Annotated in this window: 28 protein-coding genes; 22 read left to right on the top strand and 6 right to left on the bottom strand. The window is 39.2% G+C overall.

Annotated elements, in window-relative coordinates:
• Positions 1 to 46 precede the first annotated feature (46 nt).
• From soxX to PGH07_RS11100, 14 genes are all read left to right on the top strand, one after another.
• Positions 47 to 598 (top strand): sulfur oxidation c-type cytochrome SoxX, encoded by a 552-nt coding sequence (gene soxX / locus PGH07_RS11165; RefSeq protein WP_289414585.1) that lies wholly within the window; start codon positions 47 to 49, stop codon positions 596 to 598.
• Positions 599 to 619: 21 nt separating this feature from the next.
• Positions 620 to 1,093, top strand: a complete 474-nt coding sequence (gene soxY / locus PGH07_RS11160; protein ID WP_289414583.1) for a thiosulfate oxidation carrier protein SoxY — start codon at positions 620 to 622, stop codon at positions 1,091 to 1,093.
• A gap of 48 nt (positions 1,094 to 1,141) precedes the next feature.
• Positions 1,142 to 1,483 (top strand): thiosulfate oxidation carrier complex protein SoxZ, encoded by a 342-nt coding sequence (gene soxZ / locus PGH07_RS11155; protein ID WP_289414582.1) that lies wholly within the window; start codon positions 1,142 to 1,144, stop codon positions 1,481 to 1,483.
• 3 nt (positions 1,484 to 1,486) lie between these two features.
• Positions 1,487 to 2,251, top strand: a complete 765-nt coding sequence (soxA, locus tag PGH07_RS11150; protein ID WP_289414581.1) for a sulfur oxidation c-type cytochrome SoxA — start codon at positions 1,487 to 1,489, stop codon at positions 2,249 to 2,251.
• Positions 2,252 to 2,261: 10 nt separating this feature from the next.
• Entirely contained in the window at positions 2,262 to 4,034 is a 1,773-nt protein-coding gene (soxB, locus tag PGH07_RS11145; protein ID WP_289414580.1) for a thiosulfohydrolase SoxB, read from the top strand.
• 161 nt (positions 4,035 to 4,195) lie between these two features.
• The gene (locus tag PGH07_RS11140; protein WP_289414579.1) at positions 4,196 to 5,722 is read left to right on the top strand and encodes a hypothetical protein; all 1,527 of its coding nucleotides are present in this window, start codon (positions 4,196 to 4,198) and stop codon (positions 5,720 to 5,722) included.
• A 9-nt stretch (positions 5,723 to 5,731) separates the two neighbouring features.
• On the top strand, positions 5,732 to 6,670 hold the full coding sequence (locus tag PGH07_RS11135; RefSeq protein WP_289414578.1) for an MBL fold metallo-hydrolase: 939 nt from the start codon (positions 5,732 to 5,734) through the stop codon (positions 6,668 to 6,670).
• A 1-nt stretch (position 6,671) separates the two neighbouring features.
• A complete protein-coding gene (locus tag PGH07_RS11130; RefSeq protein ID WP_289414577.1) occupies positions 6,672 to 7,466 on the top strand; it encodes a thioredoxin family protein in 795 nt (264 codons plus the stop codon).
• A complete protein-coding gene (locus PGH07_RS11125) occupies positions 7,466 to 7,912 on the top strand; it encodes a DsrE family protein (protein WP_289414575.1) in 447 nt (148 codons plus the stop codon). The genes PGH07_RS11130 and PGH07_RS11125 overlap by 1 nt, the downstream gene beginning before the upstream one ends.
• A gap of 26 nt (positions 7,913 to 7,938) precedes the next feature.
• Positions 7,939 to 8,862 (top strand): DUF302 domain-containing protein, encoded by a 924-nt coding sequence (locus PGH07_RS11120; RefSeq protein WP_289414573.1) that lies wholly within the window; start codon positions 7,939 to 7,941, stop codon positions 8,860 to 8,862.
• Between the two features lie 4 nt (positions 8,863 to 8,866).
• Positions 8,867 to 9,319, top strand: a complete 453-nt coding sequence (locus PGH07_RS11115) for a DsrE family protein (RefSeq protein WP_289414571.1) — start codon at positions 8,867 to 8,869, stop codon at positions 9,317 to 9,319.
• 120 nt (positions 9,320 to 9,439) lie between these two features.
• A complete protein-coding gene (locus tag PGH07_RS11110; RefSeq protein ID WP_289414570.1) occupies positions 9,440 to 10,075 on the top strand; it encodes a M15 family metallopeptidase in 636 nt (211 codons plus the stop codon).
• A 283-nt stretch (positions 10,076 to 10,358) separates the two neighbouring features.
• A complete protein-coding gene (locus PGH07_RS11105) occupies positions 10,359 to 10,577 on the top strand; it encodes a cold-shock protein (protein ID WP_289414569.1) in 219 nt (72 codons plus the stop codon).
• Between the two features lie 91 nt (positions 10,578 to 10,668).
• On the top strand, positions 10,669 to 10,869 hold the full coding sequence (locus PGH07_RS11100) for a hypothetical protein (RefSeq protein ID WP_289414567.1): 201 nt from the start codon (positions 10,669 to 10,671) through the stop codon (positions 10,867 to 10,869).
• An 84-nt stretch (positions 10,870 to 10,953) separates the two neighbouring features.
• Here PGH07_RS11100 and PGH07_RS11095 read toward each other — a convergent pair whose 3' ends face one another.
• Positions 10,954 to 11,811 (bottom strand): SPFH domain-containing protein, encoded by an 858-nt coding sequence (locus PGH07_RS11095; protein WP_289414566.1) that lies wholly within the window; start codon positions 11,809 to 11,811, stop codon positions 10,954 to 10,956.
• Between the two features lie 20 nt (positions 11,812 to 11,831).
• Positions 11,832 to 12,284: an NfeD family protein gene (locus tag PGH07_RS11090; RefSeq protein WP_289414565.1), complete on the bottom strand. Its 453-nt coding sequence runs from the start codon at positions 12,282 to 12,284 to the stop codon at positions 11,832 to 11,834.
• Positions 12,285 to 12,568: 284 nt separating this feature from the next.
• Between PGH07_RS11090 and PGH07_RS11085 the strand changes: the two genes are divergently transcribed.
• Positions 12,569 to 13,132, top strand: coding sequence for a hypothetical protein (locus tag PGH07_RS11085; RefSeq protein WP_289414564.1), 564 nt, complete (start codon positions 12,569 to 12,571; stop codon positions 13,130 to 13,132).
• An 8-nt stretch (positions 13,133 to 13,140) separates the two neighbouring features.
• Here PGH07_RS11085 and PGH07_RS11080 read toward each other — a convergent pair whose 3' ends face one another.
• Positions 13,141 to 14,070: an RluA family pseudouridine synthase gene (locus PGH07_RS11080; protein WP_289414563.1), complete on the bottom strand. Its 930-nt coding sequence runs from the start codon at positions 14,068 to 14,070 to the stop codon at positions 13,141 to 13,143.
• A gap of 88 nt (positions 14,071 to 14,158) precedes the next feature.
• On the opposite strand from PGH07_RS11080, the gene ilvC reads away from it, so the two are divergent.
• From ilvC to PGH07_RS11060, 4 genes are all read left to right on the top strand, one after another.
• Entirely contained in the window at positions 14,159 to 15,187 is a 1,029-nt protein-coding gene (gene ilvC, locus PGH07_RS11075) for a ketol-acid reductoisomerase (protein ID WP_289414562.1), read from the top strand.
• Between the two features lie 260 nt (positions 15,188 to 15,447).
• Positions 15,448 to 16,578 (top strand): divergent polysaccharide deacetylase family protein, encoded by a 1,131-nt coding sequence (locus PGH07_RS11070; RefSeq protein WP_289414560.1) that lies wholly within the window; start codon positions 15,448 to 15,450, stop codon positions 16,576 to 16,578.
• Complete coding sequence (locus PGH07_RS11065) at positions 16,575 to 17,909, top strand: SLC13 family permease (RefSeq protein WP_289414559.1); 1,335 nt, start codon at positions 16,575 to 16,577, stop codon at positions 17,907 to 17,909. The genes PGH07_RS11070 and PGH07_RS11065 overlap by 4 nt, the downstream gene beginning before the upstream one ends.
• 107 nt (positions 17,910 to 18,016) lie before the next feature.
• On the top strand, positions 18,017 to 18,793 hold the full coding sequence (locus PGH07_RS11060) for a DNA-processing protein DprA (protein ID WP_289414558.1): 777 nt from the start codon (positions 18,017 to 18,019) through the stop codon (positions 18,791 to 18,793).
• 9 nt (positions 18,794 to 18,802) lie between these two features.
• Here PGH07_RS11060 and PGH07_RS11055 read toward each other — a convergent pair whose 3' ends face one another.
• Positions 18,803 to 19,315: a TlpA family protein disulfide reductase gene (locus PGH07_RS11055; protein ID WP_289414557.1), complete on the bottom strand. Its 513-nt coding sequence runs from the start codon at positions 19,313 to 19,315 to the stop codon at positions 18,803 to 18,805.
• 307 nt (positions 19,316 to 19,622) lie between these two features.
• On the opposite strand from PGH07_RS11055, the gene PGH07_RS11050 reads away from it, so the two are divergent.
• The 3 genes from PGH07_RS11050 to PGH07_RS11040 all read left to right on the top strand — a co-directional run bounded on the left by PGH07_RS11050 (position 19,623) and on the right by PGH07_RS11040 (position 22,237).
• Positions 19,623 to 19,832: a hypothetical protein gene (locus tag PGH07_RS11050; RefSeq protein WP_289414556.1), complete on the top strand. Its 210-nt coding sequence runs from the start codon at positions 19,623 to 19,625 to the stop codon at positions 19,830 to 19,832.
• Between the two features lie 80 nt (positions 19,833 to 19,912).
• Entirely contained in the window at positions 19,913 to 21,016 is a 1,104-nt protein-coding gene (locus PGH07_RS11045) for a glycoside hydrolase family 3 N-terminal domain-containing protein (RefSeq protein WP_289414555.1), read from the top strand.
• A gap of 66 nt (positions 21,017 to 21,082) precedes the next feature.
• Positions 21,083 to 22,237 carry an MFS transporter gene (locus PGH07_RS11040; protein ID WP_289414554.1) on the top strand — a complete coding sequence of 385 codons (1,155 nt, stop codon included), beginning with the start codon at positions 21,083 to 21,085 and terminating at the stop codon, positions 22,235 to 22,237.
• A 17-nt stretch (positions 22,238 to 22,254) separates the two neighbouring features.
• Here PGH07_RS11040 and PGH07_RS11035 read toward each other — a convergent pair whose 3' ends face one another.
• Positions 22,255 to 22,542, bottom strand: coding sequence for a helix-hairpin-helix domain-containing protein (locus tag PGH07_RS11035; protein ID WP_289414552.1), 288 nt, complete (start codon positions 22,540 to 22,542; stop codon positions 22,255 to 22,257).
• A complete protein-coding gene (locus PGH07_RS11030; protein WP_289414551.1) occupies positions 22,539 to 23,690 on the bottom strand; it encodes an MFS transporter in 1,152 nt (383 codons plus the stop codon). The genes PGH07_RS11035 and PGH07_RS11030 overlap by 4 nt, the downstream gene beginning before the upstream one ends.
• Between the last annotated feature and the right edge of the window lie 101 nt (positions 23,691 to 23,791).

Here is a 23,791-nt window from a genome sequence, read left to right as displayed (position 1 = left end):
TTCTTTGTTAAGATGCTTCCTGAACTAAATAATTAAAGGAGTGTCAATGCAAAGAAAAGTCAAATATTTAACATGCTCAGCACTGTTAATGACAGCATTAACTACTGTGTATGCAGCGGATTTGACAAAGTCGTATGAGATGCCTGATGCAGCAAAGATCATTGAAAAAGATCTTTTGAAAGCAGCTACAACTTATACGTTGCCTAAATCATGCAATCTTAATGATCAAGAGTCGATTGCTAGAGGGAAATACATATTTCATAACCTAAATGGAGAGAAAGCCAAAGCCACACCTCCTAAAGGACTTGTAAAGTTTACAGAAAAGAATGGTAAAAAAGAGCCAAAACAGTTCGGTAACTGTGTTGCTTGTCACAATATTGAAGGTGCAGTAGGCGGCGGGAATATCGGACCTGATCTTTCAAACTATAAAACACTATTTGTCGATACACAGATCAGAGATACTGCATTTGTTTACCAGAAGATCGCTGATCCTAGAATCGATAATCCAACTACCCATATGACAGTGAATCTTACTACTGGTCTTTTCAATGAACAAGAGATCTGTGATCTTACCGCATATGTTATGTCTAAAAAATAGAAGAAAAAAGGAATTATAAAAATGAAAAGAAGAAGTTTTCTAAAAGGTTTGTGTGCGGTATCTGCCGTAACAGCGACGATGACACCTTCACTCTTGAGTGCAGAAGAAAAGAAGAAAATTCAAAGTCCAAATGCTATGGATTACAAAACGGCAGTTGATACGATCACTGGAGGAAAAGGTGCTACTGAAAGTCCAAAAGTCTCTTTAACAGTTCCGGAGATTGCAGAGAACGGTGCTGTTGTACCGGTAAAAGTTGATGTAGACCATCCGATGGAAGAAAACAACTATGTGAAAGCGATCCATGTACTTGCTAAAGAGAATAGCAATTCAAGAACAGCGGACGTTATGCTTACACCTCTAAATGGAAAGGGATTTTTTGCAACACGTGTAAAATTGGCAAAGACACAAGAAGTGGTAGCACTTGTAGAGTTAAGTGACGGTAGTTTCATTAGTGCTGCTAAGAGCGTTAAAGTAACGATCGGTGGATGTGGTTGATCCAATAAGATAGACGAAAGATAATAGAAAAATATAAAAGGATAAAAAATGGCAGAAGAAAAAAGACGATCAATGATCAAAATAAAACCAAAAAAGTATAGCGTCGGTGACATTATTAATGTCGATTTTATCATCATTCACCCAATGGATACGGGAATGCAAAAAGATAAGAAAACAGGAAATATCATTCCTGCAAAATATATCGACAATATCACTTTCTTTTTGGATGGAAAACCTTTCACTTCAATGAAAGTATGGGAAACTGTATCAACAAATCCTTATTTTTCAGTGAATCTGAAAGTACCGGGAGAAGGAAAGATCACAGTAGAGTATACAGACAATACAGGTGAAAAAGGCAGTCAGAGTAAAAAACTTCAACCGAAAGGATAAGAGATGAAAAGAGTAGTATTATCTGTGGCTCTTGCATTGACAATGGCAACTGCTGGTGAGCAGTTTGCTATGAGTGATGCTGATAGAGCTATGTATGAGGAGATGCTTGAAAATAATCCGGCAGACATCTTTGTAGCAGAAGGCGGAGAGATCTTTGAAGAAAAATTAGGCGGTGAAGCAGCACTGGCAAAGTTCCTTGAAATAAAAGAGAATGAATTACCAAAATATATCGCAACTTTTCCAAGATATATAGAAAAGCTTGGAAATGTTGTTGGTGTTGACCAAGTGCTTCAAGCTATGATGGCAGAGCAGGGAAAAGAACAGATCAAACTTAAAGATCCAAAAATGTTTTCTATGCTTGCTTATGTGAAGTCATTGGCGAATGAAGAGCAGTTCAATATCGATATCAATGCAAATGAGCATATGAAAGCTTCTTATGCGCTTGGTGAGAAGACATTTATGACTCCTAGAGGCGGAAGAGGATTATCTTGTAACAGCTGCCATAGCAAAGATATCGTAGGTATGGTACTTAGAACACAGCCGCTTCCTGATCTTGGTGAAGCAGGTGCAGGTGCGACATGGCCGGCATACCGTATGACGAAATCAAGCTTAAGAACATTGCAAAGAAGATTCCAAGGATGTATGGAGAATGCACTTCTGGCTGTTATCCCAATGGGTTCAAAAGAGATGGTTGGATTGGAACTTTATGTATCAAAATTGGCTCAGGATAAGCAAAAAGCGATTGCTATCCCAGGGTTAAAAAGATAAAGGAAATTTTATGGATATTAATAGACGAGACTTTCTTCAAATTGCTGCGGCATTAGGACTTCTGGGGGTAACCGGGGGGACTAATCTGTTTGCAGGTGAAGCTGGGAAAGAGCGTATTAAAAATATGACCTTTTCAGATATCGTCTCTTTTGAAGCTAAAGGAAAGGCAACGTTGCTGCACATTTGTGATTTGCATGCCCACCTAAAGCCACTATACTGGAGAGAACCTTCTACACTGATCTCTGCAGATAATCTAGTGGGAACACCTGGTTTCATTTGTGGTGAGACGTTTGAGAAGTATTACGGTATTGAGCCGGGTACGCTTGATCAGTACTTTGATACGCATAGTAATTTTGAAGAGTTAGCTAAAAAGTTTGGAAAAATGGGCGGTATCGCTCATATGAAAACCGTGGTAGACCATGTGAGAAAAGAAAGAGGCAAAGAGAATGTGCTTCTACTTGACAGTGGTGATACATGGCAGGGAACGGCAGTAGCATTAAAAACAAATGGTGAAGCAATCGTAGATGCGCAGAATTACCTTGGTGTAGACGTGATGGTCGGTCACTGGGAATTTACTTACGGTAAAGAGCGTGTAGCTGAGCTGATTGAGATGCTTAATGCGGAATTCATCTCTCAAAACGTGATCGACAATGATCCTTTCTCTGAGAATTTTGAAGAGCTGATCTTCCCTCCATATACGATCAAAGAGATCGGTGGAGCAAAGATAGGTATCATTGGACAGTCATTCCCGTTCACTTCAACTGCAAACCCGAAACGTTTCACGGAAGGTTGGAGTTTTGCTCTGCGCCATGAGACGCTTCAAGAGTATGTAAATGAACTAAGAAATGAGAAAAATGTAGATGCTGTAGTGGTATTGAGCCATGATGGATTCTCTGTAGACCAGGAACTTGCTAAAAAGGTGAACGGAGTTGACTTTATCCTGAGTGGACATACACATGATCCTAGCCCGGAACCTATCATTATCAATAACACTGTGATCCTCATTGCGGGTAGTCACGGAAAATATGTAGGACGTCTTGATATAGAGGTAAAAGATAAAAAAGTAGTAGATTACAACTTCAAGTTGATCCCGGTTGCTTCAAACATTATCCCGGCGGATAAGGAAGGTGAAGCGTTGGTTGAAAAGTGGTACAAACCGTACAACGATGAACTCAATGAAGTATTGGGTACGACGAAAGGGATTCTCTATAAGAGAGATACATTCTATTCGACTTTTGATGCTTTGATCGGTCAAGCGATCCAGGAGAAGATGAAAAGTGATATCGTCTTTACTCCGGGATACCGATGGGGAACTACTTTGCTTCCAGGTGACAAGATCCTTAAAGACAATGTCTATGAGATGACAGCGATCACTTATCCGGAAGTGTATACCTTTGATCTGAAAGGTTCTGCGATCGCAAAACTGATGGAGGATATTGCAGATAATGTTTTCAACGCAAATCCACTTCTTCAGCAAGGTGGGGATATGAGCCGTTTGACAGGTGCAAGCTACTCTATCAAGATCTCTGCAGAGTCAGGTAAAAGGGTTTCTGATTTTATGATCGGCGGCAAACCGCTTGATCCGAATAAAACATACCGTGTTTCTTCATGGGGTGGAAACCTTCAAAATGCAGGAGAAAATCTAGCGAAAGAGACACCGGCAGTATATGAGGTGGTGAGTGACTATATCAGAAAGCAAAAAGTGGTTGATATCAGTATGGAATCTAACGTAAAAATATTGGATTATTCATGTGGATGTCCGAAAAAAGGTGCCAAGTGTTAATTTGACATCAAACCCCGTGCCTCGTCTCTATCCATGTTGTCTCTTCTGTCCAAAAAAAGCACTGAAGAGCCGGGGCACCATTGAGGTGTAATCTTTTGATTACAAATCGTAGTATAGCAGATAATTGAACAAGCTATCACATAAAGAACGAGGAGTAGTGAATGAAAAAAATAGGGATGAGTATTTTAGCGGCAACAGCATTGGCATCTACAGCAGTAATGGCTGGAGGTGATCTAGAACCGGCAAAAGCTGAAGTATCAGCTAAGAAAGGTGAGGTTGTAAAAAGAAAGCTGAAAGGAAATATGGTTGTCGAGTACAATGTATTGCCAGGTAGTACAGACAGTCTAACAGGTATGTTCCAAGACGGTATCTTCTATGGGCGTCTAAGATCTAATAGCTTCTACTGGGATTGGGATCATGAGACTTGGGATGATGTCACAAAAAAAGGAAACCTTGATAACAAAAACATGGGTGTAGGTGGAAGTTTGATCTTCAAATCAGCTGCATTGAACGGTTTTAGTTTCACTGCGGGATACTATGGATCGTTGAACCCGGGTTTCTGGAGAATGGATGTTGATGAGATCGGAGGAGCAAAAGCCGGTAAAGATACTTTTAGTAGATATGACGTTTTAAAAGGCGGAAGCTACGATGGCGGTATGCATGTTCTAGGTGAAGCTTATTTAGAATATAACAACAATACGTTTGATGTTAAAGCAGGGCGTCAGCTATTTGAGTCTGTCTTTACAGCTTCAAATGATACGAAAATGATCCCTAATACATTTGACGGGGTAAGTGTTGAAGCAAAAGTTGCTAAGAAAACTACGGCTAGAGTTGCTTATTTTGCACAGCAAAAGTTAAGAGACCATACTGGTGCTCATGATGTTGTAACATTCAAAGATGAAAATGGCGAAAGCTGGAATAATAACGATGATGCAGCAGTACATAAGGGACTCAGTTATGCTAACTTCGTAGCAGCAGGTGAAGATCCGGATCATGAACTTATAGTTGCAGATATCAACACTAAAGCTATCCCTAACTTGAATGCTACACTTTCTTTCTTAAGTGTACCGGGTGTAGTTAATGATATCGTGGCAGAAGCGCACTATACAGTAGGGTTGGATAATGGATGGTCAATTGTACCTGGATTCAGATATTTCCACCAAATGGATAATGGTGGTGGTGATGTTGCAGGTTATACCAACCTTTCAGGTAAAGCTGCTACAGGTTATGATGCAGGTGTAGCTGATTCATTGGATAGTAGTCTTTTTGCTGCAAGAATCGATGTGAATATGCCGGATAAAAAAGGACTATTTAGATTCGGTTACTCTGACGTGGCTGATAAAGCAGATATCGTAGCACCGTGGAGAGGTTTCCCTACAGGTGGATTTACAAGAGCAATGGCACAGTATAACTGGTTTGCAAATACCAGATCATATATGGCGAGAGCAGCTTATAAGTTCACTCCGCAATTTGAAGCAAGTTTGAGATATGCTATTCAAGACTTTGATGATGCAAAAACGAATGTGCAAGCAGACAGCAATGTATGGCACTTGGATACAGTGTATAAATTTACTAAAAACTTCTATATGAAAACGCGTGTAGGTTTGGTAGATTGTGACACTGGTAGTTCAGGTAAAGCTGATACATCGTACAATGAGTATCGTTTAGAGTTTAACTACCTATTCTAGGAGAGAAATATGAGAGGATTAGGACTGCTTTTTTTGACTTTGGTATCGCTTGAGGCATTTGATTATCAATTGTCTCCTGTAAAAGTAACGGAGGATATCTATTGCTTTTGGGGGAAACCTGAGATGATTACCAAAGAAAATGGTGGGAACATGGTCAATTCCTGTTTTGTAAAAACAGAAGATAGCTATGTTGTTATCGATAGCGGTCCAACTTACTCTTATGCCAAGCAGGCATATGAAGCGATGCAAAAAGTCGCTTCACTGCCTGTAAACTATGTGATCACTACACATGCACATGATGATCATTGGTTAGGAAACAGTTTTTATAAACAACAAGGTGCTTTACTCATAGGCCCAAGGGAGTATGAGCAGAGTATCGCTGGAAAAACGTACAGCATCAAGCCCGAAGAGACACGTATTTCGCAGATCGTTTCTAAAGATGCTTATGAAGGTACACAGATTGTCGCCCTTGATAAGGTAGTGGATCAAAATTTATCCCGATTTAAAGTGGGTGACATTGATTTTGTGTTAAAGCAGCTGGTACCTAAAGCCCATACAATAAGTGACTTGATCGTTTATTTACCGCAAAAAAAAGCAATCTTTACCGGTGATTTGGTCTTCAATGACAGGCTGACATCAATGCGGGATGGTTCAATAATCGGTAACTTAAAAGCCATAGAGATCATTGATGAATTTGATGCAGATACGATCATTACTGGACACGGTACACGGACCGATAAACATGCAACTGAGTACCAGAAGGCTTATCAAAGTCAAATGAAAGAAAAAATCCTTGAAGCAATCGATGAAGGGGTAGGCCTGGAAAATATCACTAAAGTCGTTCCTATGGAAAAGTATAAAAATGACGCGATGTATGAAGAACTCCATAAAAGAAATGTACTTGATGCTTACTCAGAGCTTGAAATGTATGAGGGCGAGGAAGAGTAGTATGCTAAAAGTGTTGGGTTCTTTTCTACTCATATCGTCGCTGATGTATGGAGTGGAGGGTAAGAGTGTTTATGATAGGAAATGTGCTTCTTGTCATGAACTCTATATCCCTTTTAGTACATTGGAAAAAAACTTTAATGAGTTTGATAACAAGATGCTTCATCTTAAAGCTCCGACGATCAATCAAATAGTCTATAGGCTTAAAGCCCGTATAGGAGACCCTAGCGGGGATGAGGATATGCACCGGATGGAGATAGAGAGTTTTTTAGAGGATTATTTAAATAATCCCGATAAAGACAAAAGTGTATGTCTTCCTGAGATCTTAAAATATTTCGAAACGATGCCTAGTATGAAAGGGCAGTTAAATGAAGAAGAGTTTGAATCGATCGTATCTTTTTTGTATGATTATGATCCGAAAAACTATCAGAGTACATTCCTGAAATATTATACGTTCGAAGAAGCTTCGATAGAGGCTTTGGCACAGAATAAGTTGATCATGATCTTTTACACGGCAGAGCATTGCCGCTACTGTAAAAAGATGGAGAGAGAGGTGTTAAGTGATTCTGATGTTATTGCTGCGCTTCAGAAAGAGTTTGTCTCTGTAAAGATAGATGTGGATAAAGATAAAAATCCTATAGATTTCAATCCTACAATGACACCCACTTTCCTCTTTTTATCTCCGACACAGGAACAGGTCTACCGTGTGCCTGGATCATGGATCAAAGAGGACTATTTGGAGATACTCAGGGAAGCTAAAGAAAAATATAACCAATATCAAAAAAAAGGAGCACAGTAATGAAAAAGATATGGATAATACTGTTATTTTCTATCAGCTTTTTGATCTCTGACACAGAGTTTGCAGATCCCAAACCGAGTCTCGAAAATCCAAGACAGTTTGTTTTCCCTATTACCAGTGATGATGAGTATGAGATATCACATGTACTTTCATCAGCAAGCAATGTCATGAAATTTTACGGTCCGGAGAAATGTGAAGTAGCAATTGTTTGCTACTCAAAAGGGATCAAGGCAGTCATGAAGGATGCGAACTTTTTTGACAAGACGCTTCAGCCACGGCTGAAATCTCTTATGACCTATGATGTTGAGTTCATAGCATGTGGTAATACGATGAAAACGTACAATATCGATAAAAAAGAGTTGCTTGATGGTGTAGATGTGGTTACAGCAGGTATTGTTGAACTGATAGAACGTCAAGTAGGCGGCTGGATATATATCCGTCCATAACAATTATTTAAAGACAAAGGAAAAATATGAAAAATTTACTAAAAAAATTACTGGCCCTGGTGGTGGTAGGAACAATGGGGTTTGCTCAGGATATTCAGGTATTCACAGCAGATAACAGCGACGGAAAAATTACACCTAAGACGATAGAAGAGGCATTCTTGAAAGTCGGCTTTTTTGTAGCAGAAAACAGGGACATGAACATCCCGTTTAAAAAACAGTTTAATGAGAGCTCATTTGATGTCTATAATCTTTTTACATTCTATAGTAAACCAGATACATTGACTTTGGTTAAAGAACATTCTGAGATCGGTCTTTTTGCACCGCTTAGTATGTCGATCTATACTAAAAAAGGTGAAAAAACCATCTCTGTTTCTACACTTACTACTGAATCATTAGCAACGATCCTTGGTATCCCTAAAGATGATAAAACGCTTCTTAAGATAGGTAATATGGTAAAAGAAGCATTAAAAACTGCGATGCCAAACGGTCAGTTTGTGAAGCTACCGTATGAAACGAAGGCAATTGTAGGTGAGCGTGTTACACGTTTTGAGATGGATATGGAAGCTGACAGCTGGGAAGATACAAAAGATGAGTTTCAAATGTCATTTGAGGGTGAACTCTCTCCAAACGGATTTGTTATGGCAGGATTCAGTGATCTAAACTATGACTTTGAAGAGAATAACTATGAAGGATATAACTTTTACGATGTTTATTCGATCTGTAAACTGCCTGTGATCTATACCGTGGCAAAAGTGAGACCAGAAGCAGGAGCATTCGCACCTTGTTCACTTTATCTCTATAAGAAAAAAGATGAAAACAAAATGCATGTGGCTTTCCCTTCTGTTTACAACTGGATCAGTGCAATGGCAATTGATGATAAAGCATCTTTGGAAGTGCTTGATGATGCACAGAAAAGGATGGAAAAGATCCTTTCAGGACTGATGGAATAGTATGATGAAACATCTATTGAGAAGTTTTCTTCTGCTACTTGTTTTTCCTTTTCTTCTTTTGGGAGCAGAGGAAAATGCAGTTGAAAAAAAGATTGTGTATGACTTAAAGTCAGGAGATATCAGTGTTATAGAGACTAACCTGATCTCGGCTATTGCAAATAATTCAATCTATTATGAAAATCACTTTGAAGAACTGAAAGTCAAGGTAGTAATACATGGCGACAGCTATAAATTTTTTGTACAGAACAGTGATGATCTAAAAATGAAAGAGATCGGTAAAAGATTAAAAGCATTATATGATAACTATGATGTAACATTTGAAATGTGCAGCGTAGGCATGAAAAAAAGAAATATATCTGAAAAGAGTTTGTATCCATTCGTGAAGGTTGTTCCTAACTCAACTATCGCCTTGATCGATGCACAAAATGACGGATATGCGTATCTCCCGCTACACTAAGCTGTAGTTACTTTAGAGGTTATAGTTTAGGCTTTAACCTCTGCATTTATATGACCCCATTTGATAAATTATTCATTTTTTATAAACACAGAAGCTTTACCGTTTTGGCTATAATAAAGTATGCAAAAGATCATTTTATTTTTGACCATTTTAAGTATAAGCGTATCGGCTGACTATCAAGCAAATATCTCAAAAATCACACCCGAAGTAAAACAGCGCATGATCAATGGAAACTCTTATAAAGAGGGTTGCCCTGTAGGTATTGCCGATCTTCGTTATCTGCGTATGAAGTATAAGAACTTTAGTGGTCAGGAGCAGTGGGGAGAACTCATTGTTCATAAAGATGTGGCAGATGAGGTTGTGAAAATATTTAAAGTGCTGTACGAACTTGACTATCCTATCTATCAAATGAGACTGGTGAGTGATTACAAGGGGAGTGACTGGCAGTCTATCGAAGCAGATAACACTTCTGCATTTAACTGCCGCAAAGCCACTGGAAGCAAGAGCTGGTCGAAACACAGCTACGGCAAAGCAATCGATATTAATCCAATAGAAAACCCTTATATTTCCCGAAGCGGGCATATAAGTCACAAAGCGTCATTAGTGTATAAAAAAAGAGTACATAAAAATGATACGGCAGCAGATAAAACTGTATTGCTATCCAAGGATAAAGCTGTGATGCTATTTAAAAAACATGGCTGGCAGTGGGGCGGTGATTGGATCGGGGTGAAGGATTATCAGCATTTTTCTAAGTGAACTTGTCCCTATGATAAAACTCTTCTCAAAGTGGTATATTCTACATTATTGATAGAAGTTTTAATCTTCAACTTCAGAAGTAGAGAGAAGCCAATTATCCATGATTTGCTATTATTAACCTTTTCAGCTATAATGGTTATATTCAAAGATGATTTAGAGTTTCATCTTAGGCTCGACTTTTATTGCTTACACTTAGTTTACAGTATTATCCTTCCAAAGAACACTCCACATTATATTTTGAGCATTTTAGTAATAAAATGTATAAACAACAAAAGGAATTGCAATGGCAACTCAAGTAAATGGAACTGTAAAATGGTTCAACAGTGAAAAAGGTTTCGGTTTTATCGAACAAGAAAATGGTGGGGATGATGTATTTGTACACTACCGTCAAATCAATAGTAGCGGTTACGGTCGTGTTTCTCTTAATGAAGGTCAAAAAGTAACTTTTGAGATCGGTAAAGGTGAAAAAGGCTTACAAGCTGAAAACGTTACTGCTCTTTAAGAGCATTTATGGGCAGAGTAATCTGTCCGTATTTTAAACAGTTATATAAAGAGACTAATGGGTCTTTTTACAAATTGCTTAAAGGATACGTATGAAAAGTAGAGAAGCTGTTCTTGAAGCGTTACGTGAAGGTAAAAATCTCATCAGTAGTATCACAGGGTTACAATACACTCTTATTAATAACGTATTACATCTGCGTAATAGTGAAGGAGGGGATTGGAAGCAAAGTGAACTTGGTTTTCATAATCCCCCATCTTGGCTCAATCTCAAAATAATAGAAGAGAATCCATAAATTTATAGGATTCTTCTGAATCATTTTTTAAAAACTTTACCTTGTCCCCACCTTCTCATTAATAGGAACGAAGTGAATGAAACTTTATTTCTTAAACACATTCCCCAGCATCCCTTTAATAGCTCCCTGAAGATCGGCTGGATAGATCACGAACTTGGCATTCTCACTCTTGCTCATCTCATGGAGCGTATTGATATATCGGTCTCCAAGCAGGAACATGGCCGGAAGTTCGTTATCCTTGATATTTTGGGTGATGATGTTGATCGCTTCACCTGAGGCATTGGCCAGAGCGATCTGTGCCTGGGCCTCTCTTTTGGCTGCTTCGAGTTTCCCGTCTGCTTCAAGGATGGCAGCATTTTTTTTACCTTCTGCAGTCGTTTCTATCGCTCTTCTTTCACGTTCAGCTGCTGCTTGTCTCTCCATGGAAGCCTGCATAGAAGTACTTGGATTGATATCCTGTATCTCTACAGACTTGACTGTGACACCCCAGTCTGCTACATCATCAATGATGGAGTCTTTGAGTTTTGTCTTGATCTGTTCACGATTGGAGAGTGCATCATCCAGGTTCATCTCACCCAGTATAGAACGCAGGGTGGTCATCACAAGCTGTTGAATCGCTATCCTAAAATCCTCGATACCGTATATCGCATCACGTGGGTTGGTGACACGTGCAAAGGTAACGGCATTGGTGTGGATGACGGCATTGTCTTTAGTGATGACCTCCTGTTCAGGGATATCAAGGATGAGGTCCCGGGTGGAGACACGTTCACGGATCGATTCAATATAAGGGATGATGATATTGAGTCCAGGAGTGAGGGTACGGCTGAACTTTCCCAGTCTCTCCACAACCCATTCTTCACCCTGTGGTACGATATTGATACCTTTATAGAGTGTAACGATAACTAAAACAGCGAGGATAATCAGTATATTGAGTGCTTCCATATTCTTCTCCTTTAAAGACTTTAAACAGGTTCAACTTCTATAAGCTGTCCATTGATCTGTACGATCTTGACACGTATATCTTTGGCGATCTTGACTTTGGCTGTAGCATGCCATGTGGTATTGCCGAGTACGGGTGAATCAAATTTGACTTTGCCTCTACTATGAGGTTCTATCTCTTCAAGTACGCTTCCCAAGGTGTCAAGCCGGTAATTGGACTGACCACTATCAGTTTGGGGCGGTTCTCGAAACCACTTGAACCATGCAGCAATAGAAAGTAAAGAAAGGATGATCCAGATAAGTAGTTCTGTATTGAAACTAGTACCAAAGAGTAAATCTATTACACCTACGAGTATTGCGGCAACGCCAAGTCCCAGTATGAAGAATGTTCCCAAATTCATTTCGATGATCAAGAGAATAATTCCAAGTATGATCCAGTGCCACCAGAGCATGGAGTCGTTTAAAAATGCGATCATTATCCACTCCTTTAAGCATCAATTATAGCATAATAGCATTAGCCGGAGAGAGATGATTTTTTCAAAAATATTATTGATAAGGGGATGCTCATAGGCTAGAAAAATATTGGTGTTTGAGTCACATAGCATATGAGTATATAGAGTGATAATAGAGTAATTCTGCTCTTTAAAATATCAATTGATTAAAAAATAATCTATTTATTGAATTATGAGCTGGACATTTGAGTCTATAATGATAAAAAATTACAATGAAATAAAAATATTTTATGACAAGGGGATATCTTGTGAATGCGAAAGAAAAAAGTTTGAATAGACTCTATAAAGCAAGAGTTGCTCACCTGAAGTGGGTCAATACCATTAAACTGCTTGTCTCAGGTTTGAACGTGGATAAGAGTCATTTAACTCTTCCTATCATCCAAGATTCAGAAGTTGGTAAATGGTACTACAATGAGGCAATTCAGTTTTCACAGTTTAGAAGTCAGAGTGTTCTTTCGGAGATGGAGATACTTTTGGAGTCAATGTTCAATATCTATGCAAAAATTTATGAGATATATTTTACGCAGAAGCAGAGTACGTTAAAAAGTATTTTGGGAATGAAAAACAACACACTCAATAGACATGAAATAGAACTGGCTGGACGATACTATGAAGATATCGTAAAAATTTCTGATGAGTTTAAAAGCAAACTTCACACATTAGAGAGACAGATGATGGCAATGCAAGAGAATGAGCATGCCTTGGTGAGCCATTTTGAGGAAGAAGAAGAGATAGTGACAGTAGTATCGAAAAAAAAGGTTCAAGTTGCCGAAGAGGAGAGTAACTACTCCTATGGACCTCGTTCACGATAGGATGTAAATTACTTTAGTGTGTCAATAACTTTTTGAAGCTCATCGGCTAACGGAGCTTTAAATGTATAAGTTTTACCATTAAGCGTAAATGAAACTAAATTTGCATGTAAAAAGAGTCTCGTAGAGTGGTGATGTTTCGCAAAATACCGGTTTTGTTTCTCATCTCCATAGCGATCATCACCGATGATCGGATGGTCAATATAAGCAAGCTGTGTTCGTATCTGATGCATGCGGCCAGTGAGTATCTGTACATTCATAAGGGTGGCATCTTTATAATGTCTGAGGGGAGTGAAAATACTTGTTGATTCTTTACCCTCTTCACTGACCTGGACCTTTTTACTTCTATCTTGTTGTCTTTCCAGTTTATGTGTAATTTTCTTTTGTCCGCCTTGCCATACTCCAGCAACCAGTGCAGTGTAGTGTTTTTCGATCTGGTGGGCTTCTCTGAGCATGGTATGGAGTTCCTGAAGCATTTTTCTGCTTTTTGCGACTAGCAGCACTCCGCTTGTTTCCATATCGAGTCTATGAGCCAGTTCGAGGTAAGTTAGATCGGAACGTAACTGCCGAAGTATCTCTATGAGACCGAGTTCTGAATGACTTCCTCCATGTACGGCAAGCCCTGAGGGTTTGTTAAGTAAGATGAGCTCTTCATCTTCAAAATAGATTGCTTTTTCAATAAGTTTTAGCAGATGATCCGGTACTTTTGAAAGCGGCTTTTTTTCTTCTAGTGTGACAGGCGGAATACGTACGATATCATTTAGCTGCAGCTTGTACTCAGTCTTGATGCGCTTTTTGTTTACCCTTACTTCACCTTTGCGTATGATACGGTATATACGTGATTTGGGGATGCCTTTGAGGTGTCGCAGCAGGAAGTTGTCGATACGTTGTCCTGCTTCATTTTCGGTGATGGTATGGAGGGTTACTTTAGTATGTTGCATAAAGCAAATTATAGCTAAACTGGGGTTATAAGCTACATTTAGATATAATCGCGAAAATTTTTTAGCTAAATTAATGAAGGATTTAACAATGGCAGAACAATTAAATGTTTACTATGACAAAGATTGTGATCTTAGTATCATCAAGTCTAAAACTGTTGCAATGATCGGTTTCGGATCTCAAGGACACGCACATGCTGAGAACCTAAGAGACTCTGGTGTAGAAGTAGTAATCGGTCTTAGAAAAGGCGGAAGCTCTTGGGATAAAGCTGCTGCAAAAGGTTTTGAAGTACTTACAGTAGAAGAGGCATCTGCTAAAGGTGATGTTGTTATGATCCTTCTTCCGGATGAAAACCAAAAAGAGATCTATGAAGCACAGATCGAGCCAAACCTAAAAGAAGGTGCGACTATTGCATTCGGTCACGGGTTTGCGATCCATTACGGACGTATCCAGCCAAGAGCTGACATCAACGTAATGATGGTTGCTCCAAAAGCACCTGGACACACTGTAAGAAGCGAGTTTGTAAGAGGTGGTGGTATTCCTGACCTTATCGCTATCGGTCAGAACCCAAGCGGTAACACAAAAGATGTAGCACTTTCATATGCTTCAGCGATCGGTGGTGGTAGAACAGGTATCATCGAAACTACATTCAAAGATGAGACTGAGACTGACCTTTTCGGTGAGCAAGCAGTTCTTTGTGGTGGTGTATCTGCACTTATCCAAGCTGGTTTTGAAACACTTACAGAAGCTGGTTATCCAGCAGAAATGGCATATTTTGAGTGTCTACACGAGATGAAACTTATCGTTGATTTGATCTTCGAAGGTGGTATCGCAGACATGAGATATTCTATCTCTAACACAGCTGAGTACGGTGATATGGTATCTGGACCAAGAATCATCAACGAAGAGTCTAAAAAAGCAATGAGACAAGTGCTTAAAGAGATCCAAAACGGACAATTTGCTAAAGACTTCGTGCTTGAAGGGCAAGCAGGTTACCCAAGAATGAATGCTGAGAGAAACAACCTTAAAGCACACCCTGTAGAAGTAACAGGTGCAAGACTTCGTGCAATGATGCCTTGGATTAAGGCGAACAAGATCGTAGATCAAGAGACTAACTAATTTTTTTAGTTATCTTTCTGCGTCTTTGAAGGAGCGGTTCAGTCACGTACTGAATGCACGCTCCTTTACCACAACCTTTAAATCTACAGCAATCTAACTAAAAACCCTGAGTATGTCTGTATCTATACTATTATTTCAATAATCTACAAAAGTTTTTCATTTCTACCCAATTTTCATAATTTGCTTTGTATTTGTCCCCAGATATCGGCAATTAGTTCTTTTTCGATAAAATAATCAAAAATAGATACAATTGGAAAAATATGGCCAAAGAGAGAAAGCGTAGATCAGCAACTGTAAAATCTACGACAAAAAAAGCACCAACCAAACGTAGTAAATCCAGCCGGAAAAAAGGTACGTTAAAAAAGGATTTTACGATCTTTACGACAGTGATAGTAATGATCGCTATGGTAGTACTCGGATATTATATCGGGAGAGGTGAAGCTGGTGTTCAACCCAATCCCAACAGTATACTGCTAAAGAGCAGTTCAGATAACAAAGCACTTTTTGAAAGTTTGGAAAAAGTAAAAAATGAGAGAGCGCTCAGAGAGCAAAAAAGACAAGATGAGCTTGAGTTAAAACTACAAATACAAAGAGAAGCAGAGCAGAAAAAGGCTGCTTTGGAAGCTCAAAAGGAAGAAGAAAAACAAAAACTTCTTGAAAAGAGTAAAAGTGTTCCTTATCCTGGTGATATGGTGCATTATAATGAAATGATGGCTTCATCAAAAAGTGAGAAGCCTAAACTTGTGATCATTATCGATGATGTTTCTTCCAGGTCACAACTCGAGCATATCCAAGCAGTGAATTTGAAGCTTACACCCTCTATATTCCCGCCATATAAACTTTCCCCATCAAATAATAAATTGGCCGAAGGCTTAAAGCATTATATGATCCATTTACCTATGCAGTCAGGAAAAGCATATGACAAACAGGAAAAAACACTGATGGTCACAGATACACCGGAGATGATAGAATCCAGGGTTAAAGAACTGAGGAGACTTTTCCCTACGGCAAGATTTGTGAACAATCATACAGGCTCAGTGTTTACCAGTAACTATCTTGCGATGGACAGACTTTATCAGGCACTTTATCAGGAAGGATTTGTATTTATTGACAGTCGTACGATTTCTGCTACTAAAGTACCCCAGATCAGTAGAAAACATTCGCAACTCTATATGGCACGTGATGTATTTATAGATAATAAACAGACTGTCGATTCTATCCATAAACAGTTAAAACTTGCAGTGAATATAGCAAAAAAGAGAGGATATACGATCGTTATAGGACATCCACATAAAGTGACACTGGAAGCACTTTCAAGTGCAACAGAGATGTTGAAGGATGTAGAAACAGTATATATTGATGAACTTTATCAACTAAAGGTGAAAAGATGAGAGGTATTATCATAGCCGTATTGATAGGCTTGGTATCTTTCGGTCTCTCTTCATGGATATTTACATTTCAGCATAGTCTTCTGATCGCACTGATCGCATTTTTGGTGACACTTTGGACGAATGAAGCCTTACCGCTTGGGGCCGTATCCTTATTGCCGATCATCTTATTCCCTGTATTTGGTATCCTTGATGTAAATGAAGTAACGCCCAACTACTCCAAATCCATTATATTCCTTTTTTTAGGCGGATTTTTGCTGGCTATTGCGCTGGAGAAAATCAACCTGCACAAATATTTCTCTGCAAAGCTTTTAAGTTTTTTTCCTAAAACCCCAAGAGGTATTATCTATGCATTGTCGATCACTTCAGCAATGCTCAGCGGTATACTCTCCAATACAACCGTTACACTCATGTTGATGCCTATTGCATTTTTTTTGAGTGAGAATATCAAATTGAAAGTTCGTTTTTTGCTGGCTACGGCATATGGTGCAAGTATAGGGGGAATCATTACGCCTATTGGTACAGCACCCAACTTGATCCTTCTTGGCTTCTTGGAAGGACATAATTTACCTATTTTGGCTTTTGGAGAGTGGATGTTTATGATGATCCCGGTTGTTGCAACTATGCTACTGATCATCCCTTGGATACTTGCATTTGGAGTTGTACATGAATCAGTAACACACATGAAGCATGATATTCCTCCACTCAATAGAGAACAAAGAAGACTTTACTGGATCCTGGGAATCCTTGCCTTTATTCTGATTGCAAATACTTTTCTGAAAGAGATAGTAGGTTTTGCACTGGATGAGAAGCTTTTGTTACTGGGATTTGGTCTTTTGATGTTCGTACCGCGTATCGGATTTTTGGAATGGAAGGATACGCGTTCTTTACCCTATGAGATCATTTTTTTGTTTGGTGCCGGTTTTTCAATCGCTACAGCATTTTCAAACACCGGGTTGGCTGCAGAGATCGCAAACAAACTGGAGTTCATCTCATCAATCCCTCTATTTTGGATGTTTTTGATTGTTGCATTTGTAGTCACATTTTCGACAGAGGTGACAAGCAATACTGCACTTGCTTCCATTGCTATCCCGATCTTTTATGAATTTGCTAAAGTTATGCCACAAAATGAGGGAACACTGCTTTTGATGGTGGCAACAATTGCAGCAAGTTTTGCATTTATGCTTCCTATTGCTACGCCTCCAAATGCGATTGTAATGAGTTGTCGAGTGATTCATATCAAACAGATGGCTACCATCGGAGTTAAACTCAATTTGATTGGGATCACGGTACTTTCAGTGATCGCCTATACGATTTGGAGAGTGATACTTTAGTATGATAGGTATGAAACTTTCGGATATTGCTTTTAAAATATGACATTATGAAAGATTTTTTCAGTAAGATGTTTTTGCTTTGTTATCATCCGTAAAAAAGGGTTGGTATGAGCCAGAGAATTACAGAGCATCTTCCAGAATTAGAAGCGATGAAAAAGTATCCTGATTCATTGTTTTTCAAAGGAAACTTATCACTTTTGCTTCGGCCGAAAGTCTCTATCGTCGGTACAAGAAATCCTTCTGTGTATACCAAAAATTTTACCTATACACTAGCCAAAACATTAGCAAAAAGAGGTATATGTGTCGTAAGCGGTGCAGCGATGGGTGTCGATACGATAGCACATAAAGGAGCAGGTGAGGAAAATACGATTGCAGTGGCAGCCAACGGACTTGATATCCATTATCCTGCCATAAATAGAGAACTTATCCAGAAGATTGAGTCAAAGGGCTTGGTACTCAGTCAGTTCAATGACGGGTTTAAAGCAACAGCATGGAGCTTTGTGGTACGTAATGAACTGGTTGTTGCATTAGGAGATATACTGATCGTTACTGAAGCTGATTTGGATAGCGGTTCTATGCGCTCTGTTGAGTATGCCCTTAAGATGGGTAAAGAGATCTATGTATCTCCTCATAGACTTGATGAAAGTCCGGGTACAAATACCCTGCTGGCAGAAGGTAAGGCCAAACCGATCTATGATATAGAGGCTTTTGCTTCACGATTTGGAATGAAAGCAAGCGAAGAAGTACCTAAAGATGATTTTTTCTATTTTTGTCAAACCTTACCGACGTTCGATGCTACTTTAGAACGATTTGGGGATAAGGTATATGAAGCAGAGCTGGAAGGAATTATCACGATACAAAATGGTATCGTGATGTTGGAGTAATCTATGAGATTACTTTGAGAGTTGTGCAATAAGGTTTTCAAGATAATCCTGAGGGATCATCCCTACCTGTACGAATTGTACATCACCTTTTGTGTCCATAGCTACCATAAAAGGTATACTTCCGCTCCATTCAGCACGTGCCGCAATGTAGTTGACCAATATTCTTGCATTTTGTTCTGTAGTGACAGTATAGTTGATCCCTTTTTCGAATACAAAGTCTTTCAGTGCCTCTTCGTTCATTCCTTGTACTTCAACCGATACGATCGCTAGTTTATCTTTATACTTTGTTTGAAGGTCAATAAGGTGAGGGATAGATTTGAGACATGGAGGACATCTGTGTCCAAAAAACTCAAGAAAAACCACCTTTCCTTTCAGTGATGGGATATCCAATCCCAGTTCAGAACCTTTGATCTGTATGGTTGTACCATTGATATCTTTGAAAGAGAGATCAGGTTGTTCTTCAGCATATAAATATGCTCCTAGCGAAACAATAATAAAAAACAGAGTGAGTATTTTTTTCATCTATGATACCTTTGTGATAAATTAATGCGCACATTATACTGAAAGTATATGTAATAAATGTGAAGCGGTGAATTATCTAAAGTATATATTGGGGGAAATCTATCAATAAAGAGCAACTATGGAAGGGATTGTTATTTTAAGGGAAAAGTTTGAAATGTTTATAAGGAGGTATGAAATCTACAAGGGAGTTAAGATTTATACAGCCCATAATTGCTCTTGTAATCAAATGATACACAGTTAAGGTAAACCGAACACTAATCATAGAAGGAGTAAGATAATAAAATAAATCATACAAAAAGGAGATAGAATGGATCCGGTAGAAAAAGATATCCAAGCAAGAAAAAATGAGATCATTTCAGAGGTAAAAGCAGTTTTTAAAACAAATATGAAGTTCACCGATTGGGATGTACCTGAAGCAGATGACAGACTTGCAGCTGAGCTGATCATCCAGGTTATGCAAGAAGCACTCGATATGCTGAAAGGTGAAGTAGAGGAAGGTACATACGACACTTATTGACCCTTTACCAGTAGTGATAATAGTACGGAATGAAGCCCAGTTGTACTATAATGGGCTTTTCAAGTGAAGGAAGGGTTCGTATGGTTAAAAAAGTTTGGGTTGTGTTCATTATTTTACTAGCATGGATTGGAAGTTCAGCAGATGAAATAAAAGAAAAAAAGCTTTCCGGAATGGTCGGACAGATGTTAATGGTAGGGTTTCACGGTACGTCTGCCCCTAAAGACTCACAGATATGCCAAGATATCAGAAGGTACAATCTGGGTGGGGTGATTCTCTTTGATTTTAATCCTGTAGATAAGAACAAACCAAAAAATATCGCAAACAGGAAACAACTAGCTAAACTTACAAAAGAGCTTCAAGCCTGCTCCAATGACGGTAAACTATTGATCGCTGTAGATCAAGAGGGAGGACGTGTACAGCGTTTGAAGAGTATATATGGATTTTACGGTCAATACCCCAAAGCTGCAGATGTCAGTAAAATGGACAAATCACAAGTCGAAAGTACCTATAGAAAGATGGCACATGAGCTTAAAAGTGTGGGGATAAATTTTGATCTTGCTCCTGTAGCTGACCTTTCAATCAATCCTCAAAATCATGTGATCTACGGTTTGGGAAGAAGTTTTGGTAAAGATCCCAAAAAGGTTGCGGCATTCTCTTCAACTTTCATCGATGCGATGCATCAGTACGGTGTTTTGACCTCATTAAAGCACTTTCCGGGTCATGGTTCTTCGCTTGGAGATACGCATAAAGGATTTGTAGATGTGACCAATCTATGGCGGCCTGAAGAAATGGAGCCGTATAGACTTCTGGCAGATAAAGCGGATACAGTGATGGTCGCACATGTATTTAATAAAAAACTGGATAGTCAGTACCCTGCAAGTCTCTCCTTTGAAACAGTGACTAAAAAGCTTCGATGGCATTTGGGATATCACGGTGTCGTGATCACTGATGATCTCCAGATGGGAGCGATCTCAAAAAAATACGGGTTGAAAAATACTTTGAAGCTAGCGATCAATGCCGGCAATGATATCTTGCTTTTTGGTAACCAGCTTGATCCTGTAAAGACGGTGAGCACAAGAGAACTGGTCGATACTGTGATGGCTCTTGTAAAGAGTGGAGAGATCAAAGAAGATAGTCTTATCAAAGCCTATGCGAGGATACAAAAACTCAAAGAGAGATTATAACCTAACATACCGGCCAGTAAGTGAACATTGGTATAAAATGCGATACGTTGAAAATGGAGCATAGAGATGAAAAGCATCGATAAGAATGTGGTAATGCTTGGATGGGTGAGCTATTTTACTGATATGGCAACAGCGATGATACAGCCTATTCTTCCGCTTTTTATCGTGTTGATACTGCATGAAGGTATGGATAAACTTGGGTTTATTGTCGCAGTTGCAACATTTGTCTCTTATGCAATGCGACTGATTTCAGGCTATCTTAGTGACCGTTATGGGATCGTCAAACCTTTTGTTGTAGCAGGGTATGGACTCTCTACATTGACCAAACCGTTAATAGGATTTACCACAAACTATCAGCAGATTACGGTACTTCAATCATTGGAACGCCTAGGAAAGGGACTAAGATCAGCACCTAAAGACCTGATGATCGCAGCTTATAGCAAAAAAAATGCTTCTGGCAAGACCTTTGGATTTCACAAGATGCTTGATATCGCCGGGGAACTTAGTGGAACATTGATTCTTTTTGCTTTGCTTGCTTTATTTGGTCAAAGCGAGAGCGTGATGAGAAATATTTTTTATGCCACACTTATCCCTGGGATGATAGGTCTGGTACTTATGATCTTTTTTGTACGTGATACTCCTAAACCCTCTCAACATGTGAGTTTGAAGTTTACTTTCAGTGAGAAAGATAAGCAGACAATTAAAGCACTATTCGTCTATTTCTTTTTTGTATTTTTCATGTTCTCAAATGCTTTTTTTACCGTTCAGGCAAAGGAGATCGGCATTGCAACGGCACTTATACCCCTTCTTTTTGTTGTTTCTACAGGGATACAGACGGCTACAAGCTATATCATAGGGAGCTGGATTGACAAGGTCGGTGTAAAACGTATCATGATGTTTGCTTATCTTAGCGGTGTGATCTCGCAAATTTTATTGTATCTTCAAAATCCGCTTTCAACCTGGTTTGCCTTTGCATTTATGGGGCTCTTTACTGTTGCCTCACTCAATGCCAACCGTGCTTATATTGCCGATACGGCTCAGAACAAAGGTTCAGTCTATGGGGTATTTTATGCCGGTGTGGCACTCTTTGGAGCTGTTGGTGCATATATAGGTGGAGTGATCTGGGAGTACTTTGGGATGCATACTGCTTTAGGATATTCTCTTACAGGAACGTTAGTGATGTTGGTGCTTTTTGGATTAGCTGTTAGGAATGGTAAATAGACAATAAAAGAAAAAAGTTAAATCTTATATTTCTCTTTGCGTTCATCTGTATATGACCACCATACTTTCGGTTCGCCGCCATTCATAAAATCAATGATAGACATAAAGGTATCAAGTACACAAGGGTCTTGCCTCTTGCCCGTCATTTCACAGAGCTTTTGATATAGCTTGTGCGGGTCTTTCCCTTCGAGTTTTTCAGGGATGTCTATACCTATAAGCTTCAGATCATTTGCTAATGATCTGCCGATATTGGGAAGATCAGTGAGTTCTCTGGTTGTCTCTCTTACAACTTTTTTGGGATTCACTGAACATCTCTTTTAGATACTATCTGTATGCCGGCTGCTGCAAGTACCAATCCGCCTAGAATCATTCCTGTAACCACAAAAAAATGTTGTACTCCAAAGTAATCCACTGCAGGATGAAAGACGATAGGTGAGAAGAACTGTCCCATAAAAAGAGAGCTTGTCAGGTAGCCTGAAGACTTGACACGCTTGCTTTCATGGGCAAGATGTAGCATCCAAGCCGTGATATTGGTCATCAACAATCCCCCGCCAAATCCAAGAATAGGTGAAGTGAAAAAGAATAGATAGACGTTATGTACATTACCGATGAGAAGAAAACCTACAGCAACGATAGTCATACCGATCATATAGATACGTTTAAAATCATAAGACTTCTTAAAACGTGAGAAACTGATCGCTCCGAGTGCATTGAAGATAAATGCCATCGCGATGATCATCCCTGTGAGTTTCCCGTCTGCTCCAAAATGATTCATCATCAAAAACGGCATTTGTGTCGGGAGGATATAAAAAATAAGCATCAATATAAAAGCAAGCAGGTAGATCTTAAAGAGTTTTGGATGAACACTCTGCTCATCTCCTAAAACATGGTAATGGGACGGTTCTTTGATATACAAAAAAACTAGCGGTAAAAAGAGTACTCCCACCAGGTATATGCCAAAAGTATAGCGCCAGTCGATATCACTGAGTATACCACCTGCAAGTAAAAAAAGAAGTCCCCCTACCGAAGTAAATGCACTTTGAAGACCCATGTAACGGTGTCGCTCTTCGGCTTGGAAATAATCCCCTACCAGAGAGGTAGTAAGGATCATCAGCACGGCAATCGCAATCCCAAGTGAGAAACGTGACAAAAGCAAAGAATAGATATCAGGGAGATAGAGCCCCGCACTTCCTGCTAGAGAAAAGAAGAGCAAAGCTGCCATTAGCGCATGTGTACGTTTGAAGCGATGCAGCAGATGTCCCAAAAAAGGAGCCAGGATTGCGATCGCCAATGAAGGCAAAGTGAGCATCATTCTGGAAAGAAATTCAATCTGCGCGATATCAGGAAAATGGTCTTTGAGATGAGGCAGTGAGGTAACGATGGCAACGTTGGACATCATGGTTGTCATAGAGAGCAGTAACAGAGTGAATTTTGTACTGTTTGCAATAGACACAAAGACTCCTTAGGTGGTATATTTCTTGGATTGACATTATAACGAAGCTCTGTTAGAATAATGTAAACAGTGCCGTATATAGTGACACAGATATCCACAAG

This window comes from Sulfurovum zhangzhouensis (assembly GCF_030347965.1).
Lineage (GTDB): Bacteria > Campylobacterota > Campylobacteria > Campylobacterales > Sulfurovaceae > Sulfurovum > Sulfurovum zhangzhouensis.
Note: the sequence above shows the minus strand (reverse complement) of the source record. Positions and strands in the feature narration are given on the sequence as shown.